At 31.3% G+C, this 16,391-nt stretch carries 9 protein-coding genes and 1 other annotated feature; of the genes, 3 read left to right on the forward strand and 6 right to left on the reverse strand.

The annotated features are described in order from the left end of the window. Positions 1–161: 161 nt before the first annotated feature. Positions 162–4,220 carry an AAA domain-containing protein gene (locus CKL_RS18240; RefSeq protein WP_012104066.1) on the reverse strand — a complete coding sequence of 1,353 codons (4,059 nt, stop codon included), beginning with the start codon at positions 4,218–4,220 and terminating at the stop codon, positions 162–164. Positions 4,221–4,501: 281 nt separating this feature from the next. Between CKL_RS18240 and CKL_RS18245 the strand changes: the two genes are divergently transcribed. Both CKL_RS18245 and ppsA read left to right on the forward strand, forming a co-directional pair. Further along, positions 4,502–5,116 (forward strand): TetR/AcrR family transcriptional regulator, encoded by a 615-nt coding sequence (locus CKL_RS18245; RefSeq protein WP_012104067.1) that lies wholly within the window; start codon positions 4,502–4,504, stop codon positions 5,114–5,116. Then, complete coding sequence (gene ppsA / locus CKL_RS18250) at positions 5,113–7,737, forward strand: phosphoenolpyruvate synthase (RefSeq protein WP_012104068.1); 2,625 nt, start codon at positions 5,113–5,115, stop codon at positions 7,735–7,737. Before CKL_RS18245 ends, ppsA begins: the two co-directional genes overlap by 4 nt. A gap of 176 nt (positions 7,738–7,913) precedes the next feature. Here ppsA and CKL_RS18255 read toward each other — a convergent pair whose 3' ends face one another. The 4 genes from CKL_RS18255 to CKL_RS18270 form a co-directional block, all read right to left on the reverse strand. Further along, positions 7,914–8,522 carry a DedA family protein gene (locus CKL_RS18255; RefSeq protein ID WP_012104069.1) on the reverse strand — a complete coding sequence of 203 codons (609 nt, stop codon included), beginning with the start codon at positions 8,520–8,522 and terminating at the stop codon, positions 7,914–7,916. A 138-nt stretch (positions 8,523–8,660) separates the two neighbouring features. Further along, positions 8,661–9,659 (reverse strand): LacI family DNA-binding transcriptional regulator, encoded by a 999-nt coding sequence (locus CKL_RS18260; protein WP_012104070.1) that lies wholly within the window; start codon positions 9,657–9,659, stop codon positions 8,661–8,663. A 66-nt stretch (positions 9,660–9,725) separates the two neighbouring features. Next, positions 9,726–12,830, reverse strand: coding sequence for an isoleucine--tRNA ligase (ileS, locus tag CKL_RS18265; protein ID WP_012104071.1), 3,105 nt, complete (start codon positions 12,828–12,830; stop codon positions 9,726–9,728). A gap of 147 nt (positions 12,831–12,977) precedes the next feature. Continuing rightward, positions 12,978–13,201 (reverse strand) — a binding site (T-box leader). An 83-nt stretch (positions 13,202–13,284) separates the two neighbouring features. After that, positions 13,285–15,084, reverse strand: a complete 1,800-nt coding sequence (locus tag CKL_RS18270) for an N-acetylmuramoyl-L-alanine amidase (protein WP_012104072.1) — start codon at positions 15,082–15,084, stop codon at positions 13,285–13,287. A gap of 226 nt (positions 15,085–15,310) precedes the next feature. On the opposite strand from CKL_RS18270, the gene CKL_RS18275 reads away from it, so the two are divergent. Beyond that, positions 15,311–15,943, forward strand: coding sequence for an MBL fold metallo-hydrolase (locus tag CKL_RS18275; protein WP_012104073.1), 633 nt, complete (start codon positions 15,311–15,313; stop codon positions 15,941–15,943). A 66-nt stretch (positions 15,944–16,009) separates the two neighbouring features. Here CKL_RS18275 and CKL_RS18280 read toward each other — a convergent pair whose 3' ends face one another. Beyond that, complete coding sequence (locus CKL_RS18280; protein ID WP_012104074.1) at positions 16,010–16,375, reverse strand: ArsR/SmtB family transcription factor; 366 nt, start codon at positions 16,373–16,375, stop codon at positions 16,010–16,012. Positions 16,376–16,391 lie beyond the last annotated feature (16 nt).

Raw genomic sequence — 16,391 nt, forward strand, 5'->3', positions numbered from 1 at the left:
TAGGTTATTGTAAGTGTGAAATGTAATATAGTGTTTAAATGCTAAAAGTATATAAAATAGAAAAAAGCATTTCAAAATCACTTTTGAAACACTTTTCACCTTATAATTAGCTTTATACTTATTTTAATAATACAATACAAAACCATAATCTTTAAAAATAACTACACTACTCTGAGATTTTTGGCATCAATTTCTTCTATTTTATACTGTTCTATTCCTATATCTCTTAATTTTTCCCATAATTTATTCATAACCCTTTCTGGGTCATAATAAAACTCACTTCCTCTTATCCTATAAAATATCCAACCCACCCTTTCTAAATCTAATTGTCTCTCTACATTTTCTTTCCAATTATACTTCTCTGAATACATATCCCCATCACATATAATAGCTACCCTATTTCTAGATCCTTCTACTATAAAATCCACTTTATATTTACCTATTTTTACCTCTGGAATTACATTATACCCCTTATTTTTTATAATATTATAGATATCCTTTTGGAACCTAGACTGGAATATATAGTCTACATTCTTATCATTCACATAATATTTATCATAATTTAAACAATAGTTTAAAAGACAATAACGTGCACACTCTACATTTAAATCTTCTAATTCTATAGAATAAAATAGCCACATTTGATTTCTGGCTCTGCTAGCTGCTACATTAAATCTTCTAATATCATTTTCTCTCATAAGAGGAGCAAATTTCACATCATTTGAAATTACCATAGACAAGAACATTATATCCCTTTCATCTCCTTGAAAAGAATAGGCATCCCCACATATGAGCCTTCTTTTTATCATTTCTTCTGCACCTATCTTTTCCCTAAGCATACCTTCTATTAAATGTCCTTGAGCTTCTCCAAGTAAAGATATAACCCCCATAGTCATATTAGAATATTTTATGTCATTACAACAAGCTACAACCTTCTCTACCAGACATTTTGCTTCTTTTACATTAATAGGCTTAGCAGGATCTCTCATTCCATCTTTAACTTTAATGGTATTTATAGGAGGATAAAATTTCTCATATGCTTTAGGATATCTCAAAGGTATTATCTCTCCCGAATAGCTTAAATCATTGCTAAAATTTATTATTTCAGGAATACACCTAAAATGCTCTTTTAACATTAATCTACTTGGAAATACCCTAAGAGCTGTATCATAAAGACTCGTTTGAAGATCAAACCATTCTTTTTGAGGTATATCTTTTAGATATTTATCTATCAAATTATATATGTTACTTTGGTCAATTCCAACGGTTTCTGGACTTATTTGTTTGTCATCTCCTACTATTACTGCCCTTTTAGCCCTCATGAGTGCACATAATGAAAATATATCACTTTGACTGCTTTCATCAAATATTATTACATCAAACATATTTTTAGATAACTTTATATTTTCAATGATTCTATTTAGAGGCATAATCCATACTGGAATTACTTCTTTACACTTCTCCATTTCATTTTGAGCTATTTTCCTGTATTCAGGTACCATTTTACCTCTACCCTTGCCAATTCTCTTTACTGCCTGAAGCCATGAGAATAAACTTCTTTTTTGATTTTCAGTAGTTTGACGTATTTCATTATACCAAGTTTTTTTCGAAACTATATCCTTTATTATTATCTTTTCTTTATTTTTTTCCTCTTCTATACTTTCTTCTAAAGCTTCTGGACTTAAACTATACATATCATTTAAAAAATTGTTCCATTGAGTCCATCTCCATGCTTGTTCCCAATTCTTAAATTTTTCTCCTGACAAATTCCAATTTTCCATTATATTTTCAGCAGTATTAGGACATACTTTACTGATTCTACCTAATAATTCATCTATTTTAGAAGATTTATTCTTTATAGCACTCATTTCCTTCAATCTTCCCAATGTTTGTTTAATTTTATCCGTATTCAACTCTTCTATAGCCTTATGAAGACCTTTCAGCCTTTCTGAATTACTTATTGTTTTTTTGAAAACTTCTATATATGCTTTAGCTTGATTATATTTATTTATATTTTTTATAGCTTTTACACATTTAATTAAATATTCATAAGTTTCTTTTTTATACCAATTGATATATGGAGGAACCGATATTCTTCCAAAACTTTCCATAATGCGCTTTTTATATTTTGTATTCCAATTTACAATTTCATTCAAATATTCTAAATTCTTTTCAATGGAAATAAGATCAGTTTCTTTTAGGTTAGTACTTATTATTTTTCCACCATAATCTTTTATAGTGTTATTCCAAATAACTTTTAATTCTTTGAATATTTGTTCCTGCTGTGTATAAAGCTTAACTGTCATAGCTTGATTCATAGTCTTTAAAGGCTTACCATCTACTTTACAATTATCTAATATATAATTATATTCTGAATGAAGCATAATGAAAAATTTACTTATTTTTCCACTATCATTTAAAGAATTATACAATGCATTAAACTTGTCTATGAACTTGTCCATATTAATATCTTTAGGAATTTCCACCTTATGATTTCTCAGTTGATTCCTGATCCTGCCAAGCATTAATATATAGTTATTACTTTTATATAATAAATCCTTAAGTGTTTCTCTTGTTATATTGCTGCTGTAATAATTATACATCATGTTTCCCCACATGCCCTCTTCAAAATATGAAATTCTATTTTTACACTCCTCAATTAACTTTAATAGTTTATCGTAATCACATCTATCGTTATAAGGTATGTGCCATCCTTCTACTGTTTTAACGCATTTTTCATATTCCATAGCCAATTGCTTGTATTCTTCTACTCTTTCACAAAACTCCTCCTCATCAGGTAGCCTGGTTACTATATTCTTTATACTATCGAAACGACATTTTTCAGTCTTATCCAATTCTCTTAACAAATAAATTAATAGTTCAAACTCTTTTTCTGAAATAGGTATATTTTCATTAATATCCACTTTGTCATCTATCCAACTATACTTGTCCTTATTATCTTTCACCCATTTTGCCATATACATAGTATTATAATTTTTTCCCTTATAATTCACACTATAGTTTTCTAACTTCTCTACCTGTTTAAGCTTTTCGTACAAAATCTGCTGATTCTTTCTGCAATGATTCAACTTTCGTTCTAATAGTTTGATATCATCATACATCACTTCAGGATCCTCTGATAAATTATCTGCTATTTTCCTTACAGATTCATTGAGATCATTTAAAGAGTTAGCATCATTCCCCAATATGCTTATACATAATGGCTTTATTTCATCCGGTATTTTCTCTGTTAATACCTTAAGCGCTCTGCTTGTCTGACTTGTTACCAATACCCTTTTCCCATAGGCAAGAAGATGACATATTAAATTTATTATAGTATGACTTTTGCCAGTACCTGGAGGACCTTGTACAACTATCCCATAATTTTCAGATATACGTTTTATTATTTCTTTTTGATCTGAGTTTGCTGGCAATGGAAAAAGTAAATCTTGTCCCACATTTCTCCATTGATTTATATCTTCTTCACTATAATCTATATCTTTTTCATCTACTAAAGCTTTAATAGTCTCAGGTATTTTATATCCGCTATCTATTCCTTTTATTATATTATTAATTTCCACTTCCCATAACTTCATACTATTTTTTCTTGCTAAAATAACAGAAGTGTTATAGATAACCGGAAATTCTTCAAAATTAATTTTTTTCCTTAAAAATTTACTTTTATTAACCACTCCCCTAGTATCTATATTAGAAAGTAACTCTAAGAATATATCCTCAATTTCTATCATGTTCCTAGGATCTAAATTACTCTCGTTTACTTTATCCTCCAACTTAAAAATATTAGCTACATCACATTGTTTTAAATCTTCAAATAGAAAAGTTTCCAAAGCCGTTTTGCCAGAAGGAATTAGCATAAAACTTCCTTTTACCTTATTAAACTCTATTTTCATCCTAGTTGTTAAAATTGGATAAATAATTTTATCGTTTTCTAGCTTCCATACTATTAATCCGTGCCCGAAAACTATCTCAAAATTCTCTCCATTTTTTTCATTTTCTTGATATAAGTTAAAAAATTCTCTGTATAGCTTATTATTATCCTTATTTACTTCTACCCAAGATTCACTGTTAGGTGTGTGGCAAAATTCTTCTTCCCAGTATAACTTATCACAATCATAAATATTTTTTACGCATTTTTGATTCAGTTCCTTTAAATTTAACAAGTAATAAAATATCCTTTTTACCTTATCCCTATAATTCATAATTCCCCTCCTATAATGGCAACCAATAATTATATTTACTTTTATGTTAAATTATACCATCAATTAGAAAAAATTTCAAAAATTTCGTTAAACAAAATTCAGATATCTGCGACAATATTTTTTTATAATGTCTAAATATAGAAAAAGAATTAGGATATTTATTAAATAGAACATAATGATTAAAATTATTAGTAAAAGTTCTATTGACCAAATCAATTTATAGTAATATACTTATATCATTATAAACCGATTCGGTTGATAGATTTTGAGAGGTGACTTTTGTGAAAAATTTTTTAAATTTGCCTGTAAAAAAACAAAAGACAATTATAGATGCTGCACTTAGATCTTTTGCTGCCAATGGTTATAAGAAAACCTCCGTAAGCGATATTGCCACTGCTGCGAGAATTTCAAAAGCAATGGTATTCCATTACTTCGGTACAAAAAAATCCTTATATCTTTATTTAATTGAGCTATGCGGCAATATTATTACGAAGGAAGTTAATGAAAAATTTGATTATACCATTACTGATTTCTTTGAAAGAATTAAACTTTCATCTAATATTGAAATTGCGATTATGAGAAAACATAATGCAATTCCGGCCTTTTTAACAAGTATGTATTTTGAAAATGATGAGGAAGTAAAAGAAGACATAAGAAGCATTTTAGCGAAAGGAGAAGGTTTCAGAAACAAAATTGCTTTTGATGGTATGGACTGTTCAAAATTTAAAGAAGGTATTGATCCAAAGCTGGTTATGAAAATGCTTCTCTGGCTTACTGATGGGTATATGAATCAATTATCAAGTAAGATAGAGATTGATTATGAAGGCTTTTTCAAAGAATTTGAGGAATGCATGGATTTACTTAGAAACAATTTTTATAAGGAGGAATATGTATGAGTTCATATGTGTTAGCTTTTCAAGAAATTGATAAATCAAAGCTTCCGGTAGTAGGAGGCAAAGGTGCCAATCTTGGGGAATTGTCCAGAATTAAGGAAATATCCGTTCCAGATGGTTTTTGCATAACTACTGAAGCATATAAAAGAATCGTTGACAGCAATCCCGAATTTAATGTATTAATTGATAAATTATCCCTTTTAAAGGTAGATGACAGAGGAAAAATCGGCCAGCTCAGCAAAAAAATTCGCGGAGTTATAGAAGGTATGGACATTTCAAAGGATATTGTAAAAGAGATATCACAATATGTTTTAAAGCTTGGGGAGAAAAATGCCTATGCCATACGTTCAAGTGCCACAGCAGAGGATTTGCCTCTAGCTTCCTTTGCAGGTCAGCAGGATACCTATCTGAATATTATGGGCAAAGATAACATACTGAAATATATCAAAAAGTGCTGGGCATCACTTTACACGGACAGAGCAGTAATCTATCGTATACAAAATGATTTTGACCACCGCAAAATCTATCTATCTGTAGTAATACAGAAGATGGTTTTTCCACAGACTTCAGGAATAATGTTTACTGCAGATCCTGTTACCTCCAACAGAAAGGTTGTATCCATCGATGCAAGTTTTGGGCTTGGGGAAGCCCTTGTATCCGGCATAGTAAATCCAGATATCTATAAAGTGCGACAAGGCAGGATACTAGATAAAAAGATATCCACCAAGAAATTAGCCATATATGCACTAAAGACAGGCGGCACAAAGGAGCAAGAGATTGAAACTGCACAGCAAAATAATCAAACACTTTCAAATGATCAGATTTTACAACTAGAGAGTATGGGTAGAAAGATTGAGGCATACTTTGGATGTCCACAAGATATAGAATGGTGCTTTTATGAAGATAAATTCTATATTGTTCAAAGTCGTCCTATCACTACATTATATCCTATACCTCCAGAAACTAAGGATGGGAAGAATCATGTATATATCTCATTTGGACACCGTCAGATGATGACCGAAGCCATGAGGCCACTAGGAATGTCTCTTTTCCAGACTTTATTCAAACAAATGATCAGCGGTGTCATGAGTGAGATGGGTGGAAGACTTTATATAGATGTATCCCGTGAGATTTCTTCACCCTTTGGCAGGATGACATTTATAAAAGGTCTTGATACGGTGGATGTTCTAATGAAGAGTGCTATTATTAACCTGACGAAACGAAAGGATTTTATGAAAACTCTGTATAAGGGAAAGACAGTCATGCCTTCAAAATCAATGTGGCTGAAATGGTTAAACCTTACCATAAAAGACTATAGGGCAAACGACCCAGCTATAGTGGAAAGACTAATGAATAATAATAAGGATCTGATGCTAGAACTGGAGCAAAATATTACTAAAGTTTCAGGAGATAAACTGTTTGATTTTATTCTAAAGAGTATGAAGCAAATAATGGATACTATTTTTGAAAGCTATGGAGTTGTTTTTGCGGGGACCTATGCCTCTTATTGGATAAACAAGAATATTCAAAAATGGCTTGGTAAAAAAAATGTAGCTTATATCCTTGCTCAATCTGTATCTAATAATGTTACATCTGAAATGGGGCTTGAGCTTTTAGATGTAGCAGATGTTGCCAGGCAGTATCCGCAAGTAATTGAATATTTTCAGCAGCCGAAGGAAGCTACTTTTTTTGAAGATTTAGGTAAACTGGAAGGTGGCGTAGCTGTTACTAATTCAATTAAAGCATATCTCAAGAAATATGGTATGCGTTGTTCAGCGGAAATTGATATAACAAGAGCCCGATGGAATGAAAGGCCAACCATACTTGTTCCTGCTATTCTAAGTAATATCAATGCTTTTGGACCAAATGCACACAGTACTAAGTTTGAACAGGGAATAAAGGAAGCAAAGCAGAATGAGCAGGAAATTCTAAGTAGACTTGAGAAATTGCCCGGCGGAAAAAGAAAAGCCAAGAAGGCAAAGAAAGCAATCAGTGTTTTACGGAACTATGCCGGTTACCGCGAATTCAACAAATATGTCCTCATATGGTTTGATTGGATTATCAAACAGGCATTGGTAAAAGAAGCTGATATTTTAGTTTATAATGGCATAATAGGTCATAGAGAAGATATATATTACCTGACTTTCGATGAACTTAGAAATGTCGTTAAAACAAATAGACTGGATTACAATATCATAACTAAGAGAAAAGAAGAATATGAAATCTTTGAAAAGCTTACACCTCCTCGTGTGATAACATCTGAAGGAGAAATTATATCTGGTAGATATGATACCCACAGCATACCTCAGGGAGCATTAGCAGGAGTGCCCGTTTCCTCAGGTGTTGTTGAGGGGCGTGCAAGGGTTGTTTTAAAAATAGAGGATGCCAATATAGAAGAAGGAGATATTTTAGTCACAACATTCACTGATCCTAGTTGGACTCCGTTATTTGTATCGATTAAGGGCTTAGTTACCGAAGTAGGCGGAATGATGACCCATGGGGCCGTTGTTGCAAGGGAATATGGCCTACCTGCAGTGGTAAGCGTTGAGAATGCTACAAAATTAATTAAAGATGGACAGAGAATAAGGATAAATGGAAAAGAAGGGTACGTAGAAATACTGTGATGAACAAGTCAAAAAGATGCAATGCTAAAGGAGGACGACCTTATAGAAAGAGATAAGAAAGCCTTGAATACAAATTTCATGCCTTATTCATATGTTACCTTGAAAGACCAGCAAATTAATTTGCTGGTCTTTCAAGGTATATTAATATTTTTAAATCAAATGACATTTATACATGCCTATGAATTTTCTGTCTGTACCTTTTTAGATATCAACTTATAAAGAATAAATGCAATTATTAAAATTACTAAAGCTATATCTGCAAAATGGAACCATTCACGTATAATAGTCCAATTTTCTCCCATTTTATAACCAGCATATCCTAAAAGTACACTCCATATAGCGGATCCTAATAAGGTATATATGGTAAATTTTTTAACATCCATTTTACTTATGCCTGCCGGAAGAGAAATAAATGTTCTGATTATAGGTAAGAGCCTAGAATAAAATACTATTTTTTCTCCATATTTATTAAAATAATAATCACTTTTTTCAATATGGGATTTAGATAATCTAAGCTTATCAGCATATTTTTCAACTAAGGGTCTTCCACCTATTTTACCAATATAATATGCCCCTATAGAGCCTGCTGTTCCTCCAAGCGTTCCAAAAATTATAACAAGGGTTAAATTTAATCTTCCTGTAAAGCTTAAATATCCCCCAAAAGGCAATATAGCTTCACTTGGGATAGGTATGCAAGCACTCTCCAAGGCCATAGCTATGAATGTACCTGCATAACCTGTTTTGTCCAGGACAAAAATAACTACATCAATTATTCTTTCTATCATCATACGTTCCTTTCCCACGAAAAATATGTATTTTATTTATACTCTATTATATATTATATCCCGGAATTTTTGTATTAATTTTCTATAAACAGTGTTAATAATAAGCTTATCAGAACCAACTACACTTAATTCTGTATATTATTTTTTACAAGAGTCTCTTTCAATTAGTTGATGAGGTAATACATAATTTGTATTATCCATTTTCTGATTGTTTATTAATTTTATAAGCATTCTCATACCTACAGAGCCCATATCATAAATAGGTTGAGCTACAGTAGTCAATTTAGGATAAAATATAGATGCTGAATATATATTGTCAAATCCCATGACATCTACATCTTCAGGTACTTTGATTCCTCTATCTCTTAGCGCATTTATAGCTCCCATGGCAATTTCATCACTACTGCAAAATATGGCATCTACATCTACCCTATCTAATATTTTATTTATACCCTCATACCCATCTTTTGCTTTTAGGTTACTAAAGTAAGTTCTGTTCTTATCAACTTGTAAATTATTCTCCTCAAGGGCTTTTTTATATCCTTTATACCTTACTGCACTTGCATTAGCCATGTCTTCACTAGCGCCTATATAGGCTATTTTTCTGTTCCCCTTATTTATTAAATAAGTCACTCCATCATATGCTGCCTTTTCATTATCAATAGTTACACTAGGAATATCCTCTTTGTCATTTGTGGTTTCTACTAATACCATTGGAATCTGAAGTTGTTTTATAAGATTTAGCATATCTTCTTCCAAAGAATTACTCATATATAAAACTCCATCGGACATTTTTTCCTTTAAAACTTTTAAATATTCCGTTTCCTTTTCCATATCCAAATCAGTATTACACAGCATTATATTATAATCATATATATTTGCTACATCCTCAGCTCCTCTTACAATCTCAGGATAAAATTGATTGGATATATCAGGAATTATTATTCCTATAGTTCTCGTTTTTTGGGTTTTAAGACTTCTTGCTACTATATTAGGTCTATATCCTAGTTTTTTAATAGCTGCTAAAACCTTCTTTTTAGTTTCTTCATTTACAACATCTACATCATTGAGTACTCTAGAAACTGTAGCTATAGAAACCCCTGCCTCCTTAGCAACGTCTTTAATTGATGTGGCCATTTTATCACCTACCGATTTATTTTTTATAATTATACTTACAAAATTACTTTATTACAAGGTAATTTATTATTTTAATACCTCTACTGCAATATTAAATTTTTCTCCATTAATATTACAACCACTGTATTCCCTATTTTCATTATAAGCAACTTCTACTGCAAGAGTTTCTTTTTTAATTTGAGCTTCAAATTTTTTAACTACTTCTTCAAGTTTTTCATTATCTGAAACATATAACTTTATTTTATCTGCAACTTCAAATCCACTTTCTTTTCTCATATTTTGTATTTTACTTAATATTTCCCTTAAATTTCCTTCTTCTTTAAGTTCTTCTGTAATTGTAGTTTCTAGAACTATTCCTGTACTCCCTTCTCCAGCAAAAGCAAAGCCTTCTAATCCTTCCATAGTAATAAGTAAATTTTCTGAGTTCAATTCTATTTCAGTTTCATCTATTTTTATTTTTACCACTTCATTATTATTTATTTTACCCGCTAAATCCATTTGATTCATAGAAGATATACTTTGTTTTATTTTAGGTATCATCCTTCCATATTTCTTTCCCAATACAGGAAGATTAGGCTTTATATTAAAATTAACATATTTCGATAAATCCGCATTAAAAACTATATTTTTAATATTTAACTCACTTTTTATTATGTCACCATAGTATCCAGGAAGTGTTTTTACACTTATGAGCATTTCAGATAGAGGCTGCCTGTTTTTTATATTAGCTGCATTTCTAGCACTTCTTCCTAATTTTACTATTTTATAGCACTCTTCCATATTTTTTTCTAAATCACTATCTACCAGATTTAAATCATACTCCGGCCATTTACATAAATGTATGCTTTCTGGTACATTCTTGTTTAAGCTTAAAACCAGGTTTTGATAAATTTCTTCCGTCATAAATGGTACAAAAGGCGCTGCAATCAAACATAATTTATTCAATACATTATATAAAGTTACATAAGCTCCTACTTTATCTTCTGCCAATTCTTCATTCCAGAATCTGGTTCTATTTCTTCTTACATACCAATTTGAAAGTTCATCCACAAAATTTCCGATACTTTCTGCAGCCTGTGTAATTCTATAGTTATCCAAGTTCCCTTCTGTGATTTTTATTAGTGAATTCAACCTTGAAATAACCCATTTATCCATTACATTTTCACTTACAAAATGTGAATATTCTAAAGGATTGAATTTATCTAAATCTGCATAGAGCACATAAAAGGAATATACATTCCAAAGTGTACCTAAAAACTTTCTCTGACTATCTTGAACTGCTTCTTCATAGAATCTGGATGGAAGCCATGGTGCACTTTCTGTATAAAAATACCATCTGGTAGCATCTGCTCCTTCATTTTCCAGTACTACTTCAGGACTCAATACATTTCCCTTGTGCTTTGACATCTTAAGACCATGTTTATCCAATACGTGTCCTAAAACCAGACAATTTTCAAAGGAACTTTTGTCAAATAACACTGTGGATATGGCCATAAGAGTGTAAAACCATCCTCTGGTCTGATCTACAGCTTCAGATATAAACTGAGCCGGAAAATTCTTTTCAAAAAGCTCTCTATTTTCAAATGGGTAATGATGTTGTGCAAAAGGCATAGAACCTGAATCAAACCAACAATCAATTACTTCTGGTACCCTTTCCATTTCTTTGTGGCATTTATCACATTTTAACTTAACTCCATCTATATATGGTTTATGAAGTTCTATATCATCTGGTACATTAATTCCCTTCTCCCTTAATTCTTTAATACTTCCTATACATTCTCTATGACCGCACTCACATTCCCATATAGGCAGTGGTGTACCCCAGTATCTTTCTCTGCTGAGTCCCCAGTCTATTACCCCTTCAACAAATTTCCCAAACCTTCCCGTTCTTATATTGTCAGGATACCAATTTGTATCATTGGTATTTCTAATAAGTTTATCCCTCATAGCTGACATTCTAATGAACCAGGTATCTCTTGGATAGTATAGAAGTGTAGTATCACATCTCCAGCAAAATGGATAGGAGTGAGTAAATTTCTCTGCCTTATACAATATGTCCTTCTCTTTTAAGTATGCTATTATTTTGGGATCTGCATCTTTTACAAAAAGTCCCTTCCATGGGGTAACTTCATCTTTAAATTTCCCTTGTGTTGTTACAGAATTTATCATAGGTATATTGTGCTTTATGCATGTAATACTATCATCTTCACCGAATGCCGGCGCAGTATGTACAATTCCAGTACCGTCTGTCAAGGTTACATAATCACCGTGAACAACATAATGGGCTTTCCCCTCAAAAGGTGTAAAATTAAACATAGGTTCATACTCTATTCCCAGCATTTCTTCACCTTTAAATTTCTTTACAACTTCATATTCCCCTTCTAACTTTTCAAGAAGTCCTTCTGCTAATATCAAGTGTTCCCCATCATTGATTACTTCTACATAATCATAACTTTTATTTATTGTCAAAGCCATATTATTAGGTAATGTCCATGGGGTTGTAGTCCATGCAAGAATATATTTATCTTCATTCTTAATTTTAAATTTAACATATACAGATGTTTCTTTTACATCCTTATATCCTTGTGAAACTTCATGTGAGGAAAGGGCAGTGCCGCATCTAGGACAATAAGGTACTATTTTATGTCCCTTATACAAAAGATTTTTATCCCATATTTGTTTCAAAGCCCACCATTCAGATTCTATATAATGGTTGTCATAAGTTACATAAGGGTCATCCATATCTACCCAGAAACCTATTCTGTCAGACATCTTTCTCCATTGACTTACATAAGTAAAAACACTATCTTTACACTTTTTTATAAAATCCTCTACTCCGTATTTTTCGATTTGTGGTTTTCCTGATATTCCAAGACTTTTTTCAACTTCCAGCTCAACAGGAAGACCGTGGGTATCCCATCCTGCTTTTCTTAGAACCTTATATCCTTTCATAACCTTATATCTAGGTATAAGATCTTTTATAACTCTGGTTAGAACGTGTCCTATGTGAGGTTTTCCATTGGCAGTTGGAGGCCCGTCATAAAAAGTAAAATATTCTCCATCCTTGTTAGAATTAAAGCTTTTCTCCACTACTTTTCTATCCTGCCACAATTTTAAAATATCTTTTTCCATCTGTACAAAACTTTTATTATTATCAATCTTTTTATACATAAATTGAGCTCCTTTCATCTTCAATGTTAATTTTTTACTATTTGTTTTGTTTTATACATGACTTGAAATGCATACAATTATATTCATATTTAAAGCATTGTTATTTAAATTAATTTTTAGATTATTTACAATAAAAAAACTTCATCCAAATAGGACGAAGTTAAATTCGCTATACCACCTATGATAATCCTGGAACACTAACATGGTATTCTATAACGCAGAATTACGTAAAAATTTACTCAGATAGTTAAATACTTTTCAATTTTCAAACTCCCAGGTGATTTTCTCTAAGTTACCCTACGGATTCTCACCACTGGCCGCTCTCTGTAAATGATATAAACCCAAATACTTTTCCTGTTCAAAGTTTTTAAAATGTTTACTATTGAATTTTTCTCTATTATATTATATGAAAATTTTATTGTCAATTTATTTACAAGAAAATTTTCAAACTCAATTAGTATCCAAGGGCTTTCAGTATTCCATCAGCTATAGCTTGTGCAAATTTTGCCCTGTATTCATCACTGCTCAATTTTGCAGCATCCTCAGGATTTGTTACAAAACCTAATTCCGTCAATACTGCCGGTGCAACTGTATTTTGCGCAATATAAAGCCAGCTTCCATCTTTTAAGCCTCTATTATAAGTTCCTACTTCTTCTACAATGCTGTTTTGTATATATGTTGCTAACTTTCTACCCTCTTCATTTCCTGTGTAATATAAAGTCTCCGTACCATTAGCTGAAGGAACATTAAAAGAATTAGTATGGATACATACAAAATATTTAGCATTGGCGTTATTTGATATGTCACAACGCTTTTGAAGACTTTCTGTAACACTCATTGGAGTAGACCTCATATCTGTTGTCCTTGTATATACTACATTTATTCCATGTTCTTCAAGTATTTTACCTGTTTTTAAACCTACTGCCAGTGTAATATCATCTTCTTGAAGTCCATTTATCCCCGTAGCGCCCACGTCACTTCCCATTCCATGGCCTGGATCTATGACTATTATGGGAGCTGTACTTGAAGGAGGCGTTTGCTGAGCCTTTGCAACTATAGTTAAAGTAAGAGTTACTTGTTTTTCATATCCTGCTGCAATACCTTTATATGTAAATGTACCAGTTTTAGATGAATCCACTTTCTCTGAATCCCATATGACGCCTACTTTTTGGGTAGTTCCATCGCTCATAGTAGCTTGTACACTAATTGGAAGAGAGTACTCATCCCCCTCAGTTATCTGATTGGCTAGATCTGATATGGAACTTACCATTAGTTCTTTATTTTCATTTAAGGAACTTAAGGATTCCAAAACTCCCTTTGCAATAGCAGCTGCACTTTTATTTTGATAATCATCACTTCCAAGCAAACTGCTTTCCTGAGAATTAGTCATAAACCCCAATTCTACCATAACAGCTGGTGACAAGGTCCCCCTGAGTATTTTATGCTGAGGCTGTCCCTCTTTAACACCCCTATCCATACGTCCAGTATAGCTTACCATTTGATTTTGTATTTTGTTGGCAATATTTTCAGCTTCATCACTATACCCTGCATAATAAGTTTCTATACCATTTACTGCTGAATTTTCAGTATAAGAATTACAATGTATGGTAACAAACATATCTGACTTTGCATTATTTGCTATATCAAAACGAGATTTTAAATCTGAACTACTATCCCAAGAAATATTATCATCTTTTCTAGTGTACACTACATTTATTCCATTTTGCTCTAATATATTTCCTACTTTTAATGCTACAGATAGATTCACATCTTTCTCATTTAAACCTGATCCACTAATATTTCCTTTATCATTTCCTCCATGACCTGCATCAATAGTAACTGTATATTTTGAATTAGAAGTTGGATTTGATTTTATACTAAATTGCATTTTAGATTCACCATAGCTTTTACCACTTATAGATTTCAACCCACTTTTTACAATTAGATTATAAGTTTTATCATAGATATACTGAGTTTTAGGTGCAACTACCAAATCACTTCCATTATCCTGTAATTGCACAGATATTGGAACAGAATTCCCATCACTATCTACAACTACTATATTTGAATCATTTACTGTACTCTCATCTAACTGCATATTGAACTTTATTTTCCATGACTTATCAATTTCTACATCTTTTCCTATGACTGCTCCATTATATGCAGAAGCATGAACCATACTGATTCTTACAAAAGTCACAAACATAAATATAAAACTTAAAAGCATAATCTTATAAACTTTTGTATCTTTCAAAAAATCACCTCCTTAACCATAGACTTCTAGATAATAAGATCTTAAAGTTTGCATCTATAAAATTTTCCATGTAACATATACTATTATAATATAAAAAAGGTTAATTTTATAGATTTTTATAAATAAAGTTAACCTCATTTAAATATCAACTTTAATATAATTTATTTTTTACATCAATTGTCACAATTCAACTTTAAAAAATAAATAAAAGAAAGGAAAAGATTTTATGGAAATACAATGGATAGCTCATTCCTGTTTTTTATTAAAAGATTCAAAAGGAAAAAAACTTTTAACAGATCCCTTCGATGAAACTGTTGGATATAATACTTTTCAAGGGGATGTAGATATAGTCACCACAAGTCACACTCACTTTGATCACTGCTATACTGAAAAAATAAAATATAAACATCTTATAAACACTGTAGGCTCCTATAATTTATTTGAAATAAACATTGAAGGTATACCTTCTTATCATGACAAAGTACAAGGTGCTAAAAGAGGAAAAAATATAATATTTATTATAGAAATGGATAGGTATAGAATATGCCACTTAGGAGATATAGGCTATGTATTGACTGAAAATGAATTAAAAAAATTAGGTAATATTGATATACTTTTAATTCCCATAGGAGGTAACTTTACTATAGACGGCAGGGAAGCTGCTAAATTAGCTAAAGCTATCAACAGCCACATAGTAATTCCCATGCATTATAAAACCTCTTGTTTAACCTTCGAGCTGGAAGGATTAGATCAATTCCTCAAATATATGAAAAATGGAAAGAGAGTTAAAAGTAATACATTAAATATAGAAAATAAATTATCCAATTATAATGTGGTTACTATACTTAATTTTACATAAAATAAAAAATACATCTCCCTTTTAAATGAAAAAATTTCTAAAAATTATTTTAAATCTTTAGAAATTTTAATTGTGTTCCACATGTTCTAGTCCTGCGTTAAATAATCTATCTATATGCTCATCATCTAAAGAATAATAAACGGATTTTCCTTCTCTTCTAAACTTAACTAACCTTGCAGCCTTTAGAATCCTTAATTGATGTGATATAGCAGACTGGCTCATTTGAACTACTTCTGATATATCACATACACATAGTTCTTTTTTAGATAAAGAATATATTATTTTAATTCTCGTATAATCACCCAATATTTTAAAAAGCTCTGATAACTTCATAAAAGTTTTTTCACTTAACATATTTTCTTTCACATATTCTATATTTTGTTTATTAATTTTAGTACAAGAGCAAACTTCAATCTTCAAATCATCTTTCAAGAATACCACCTCACTA

Origin of the sequence: Clostridium kluyveri DSM 555 (genome assembly GCF_000016505.1) — a bacterium.
Lineage (GTDB): Bacteria > Bacillota > Clostridia > Clostridiales > Clostridiaceae > Clostridium_B > Clostridium_B kluyveri.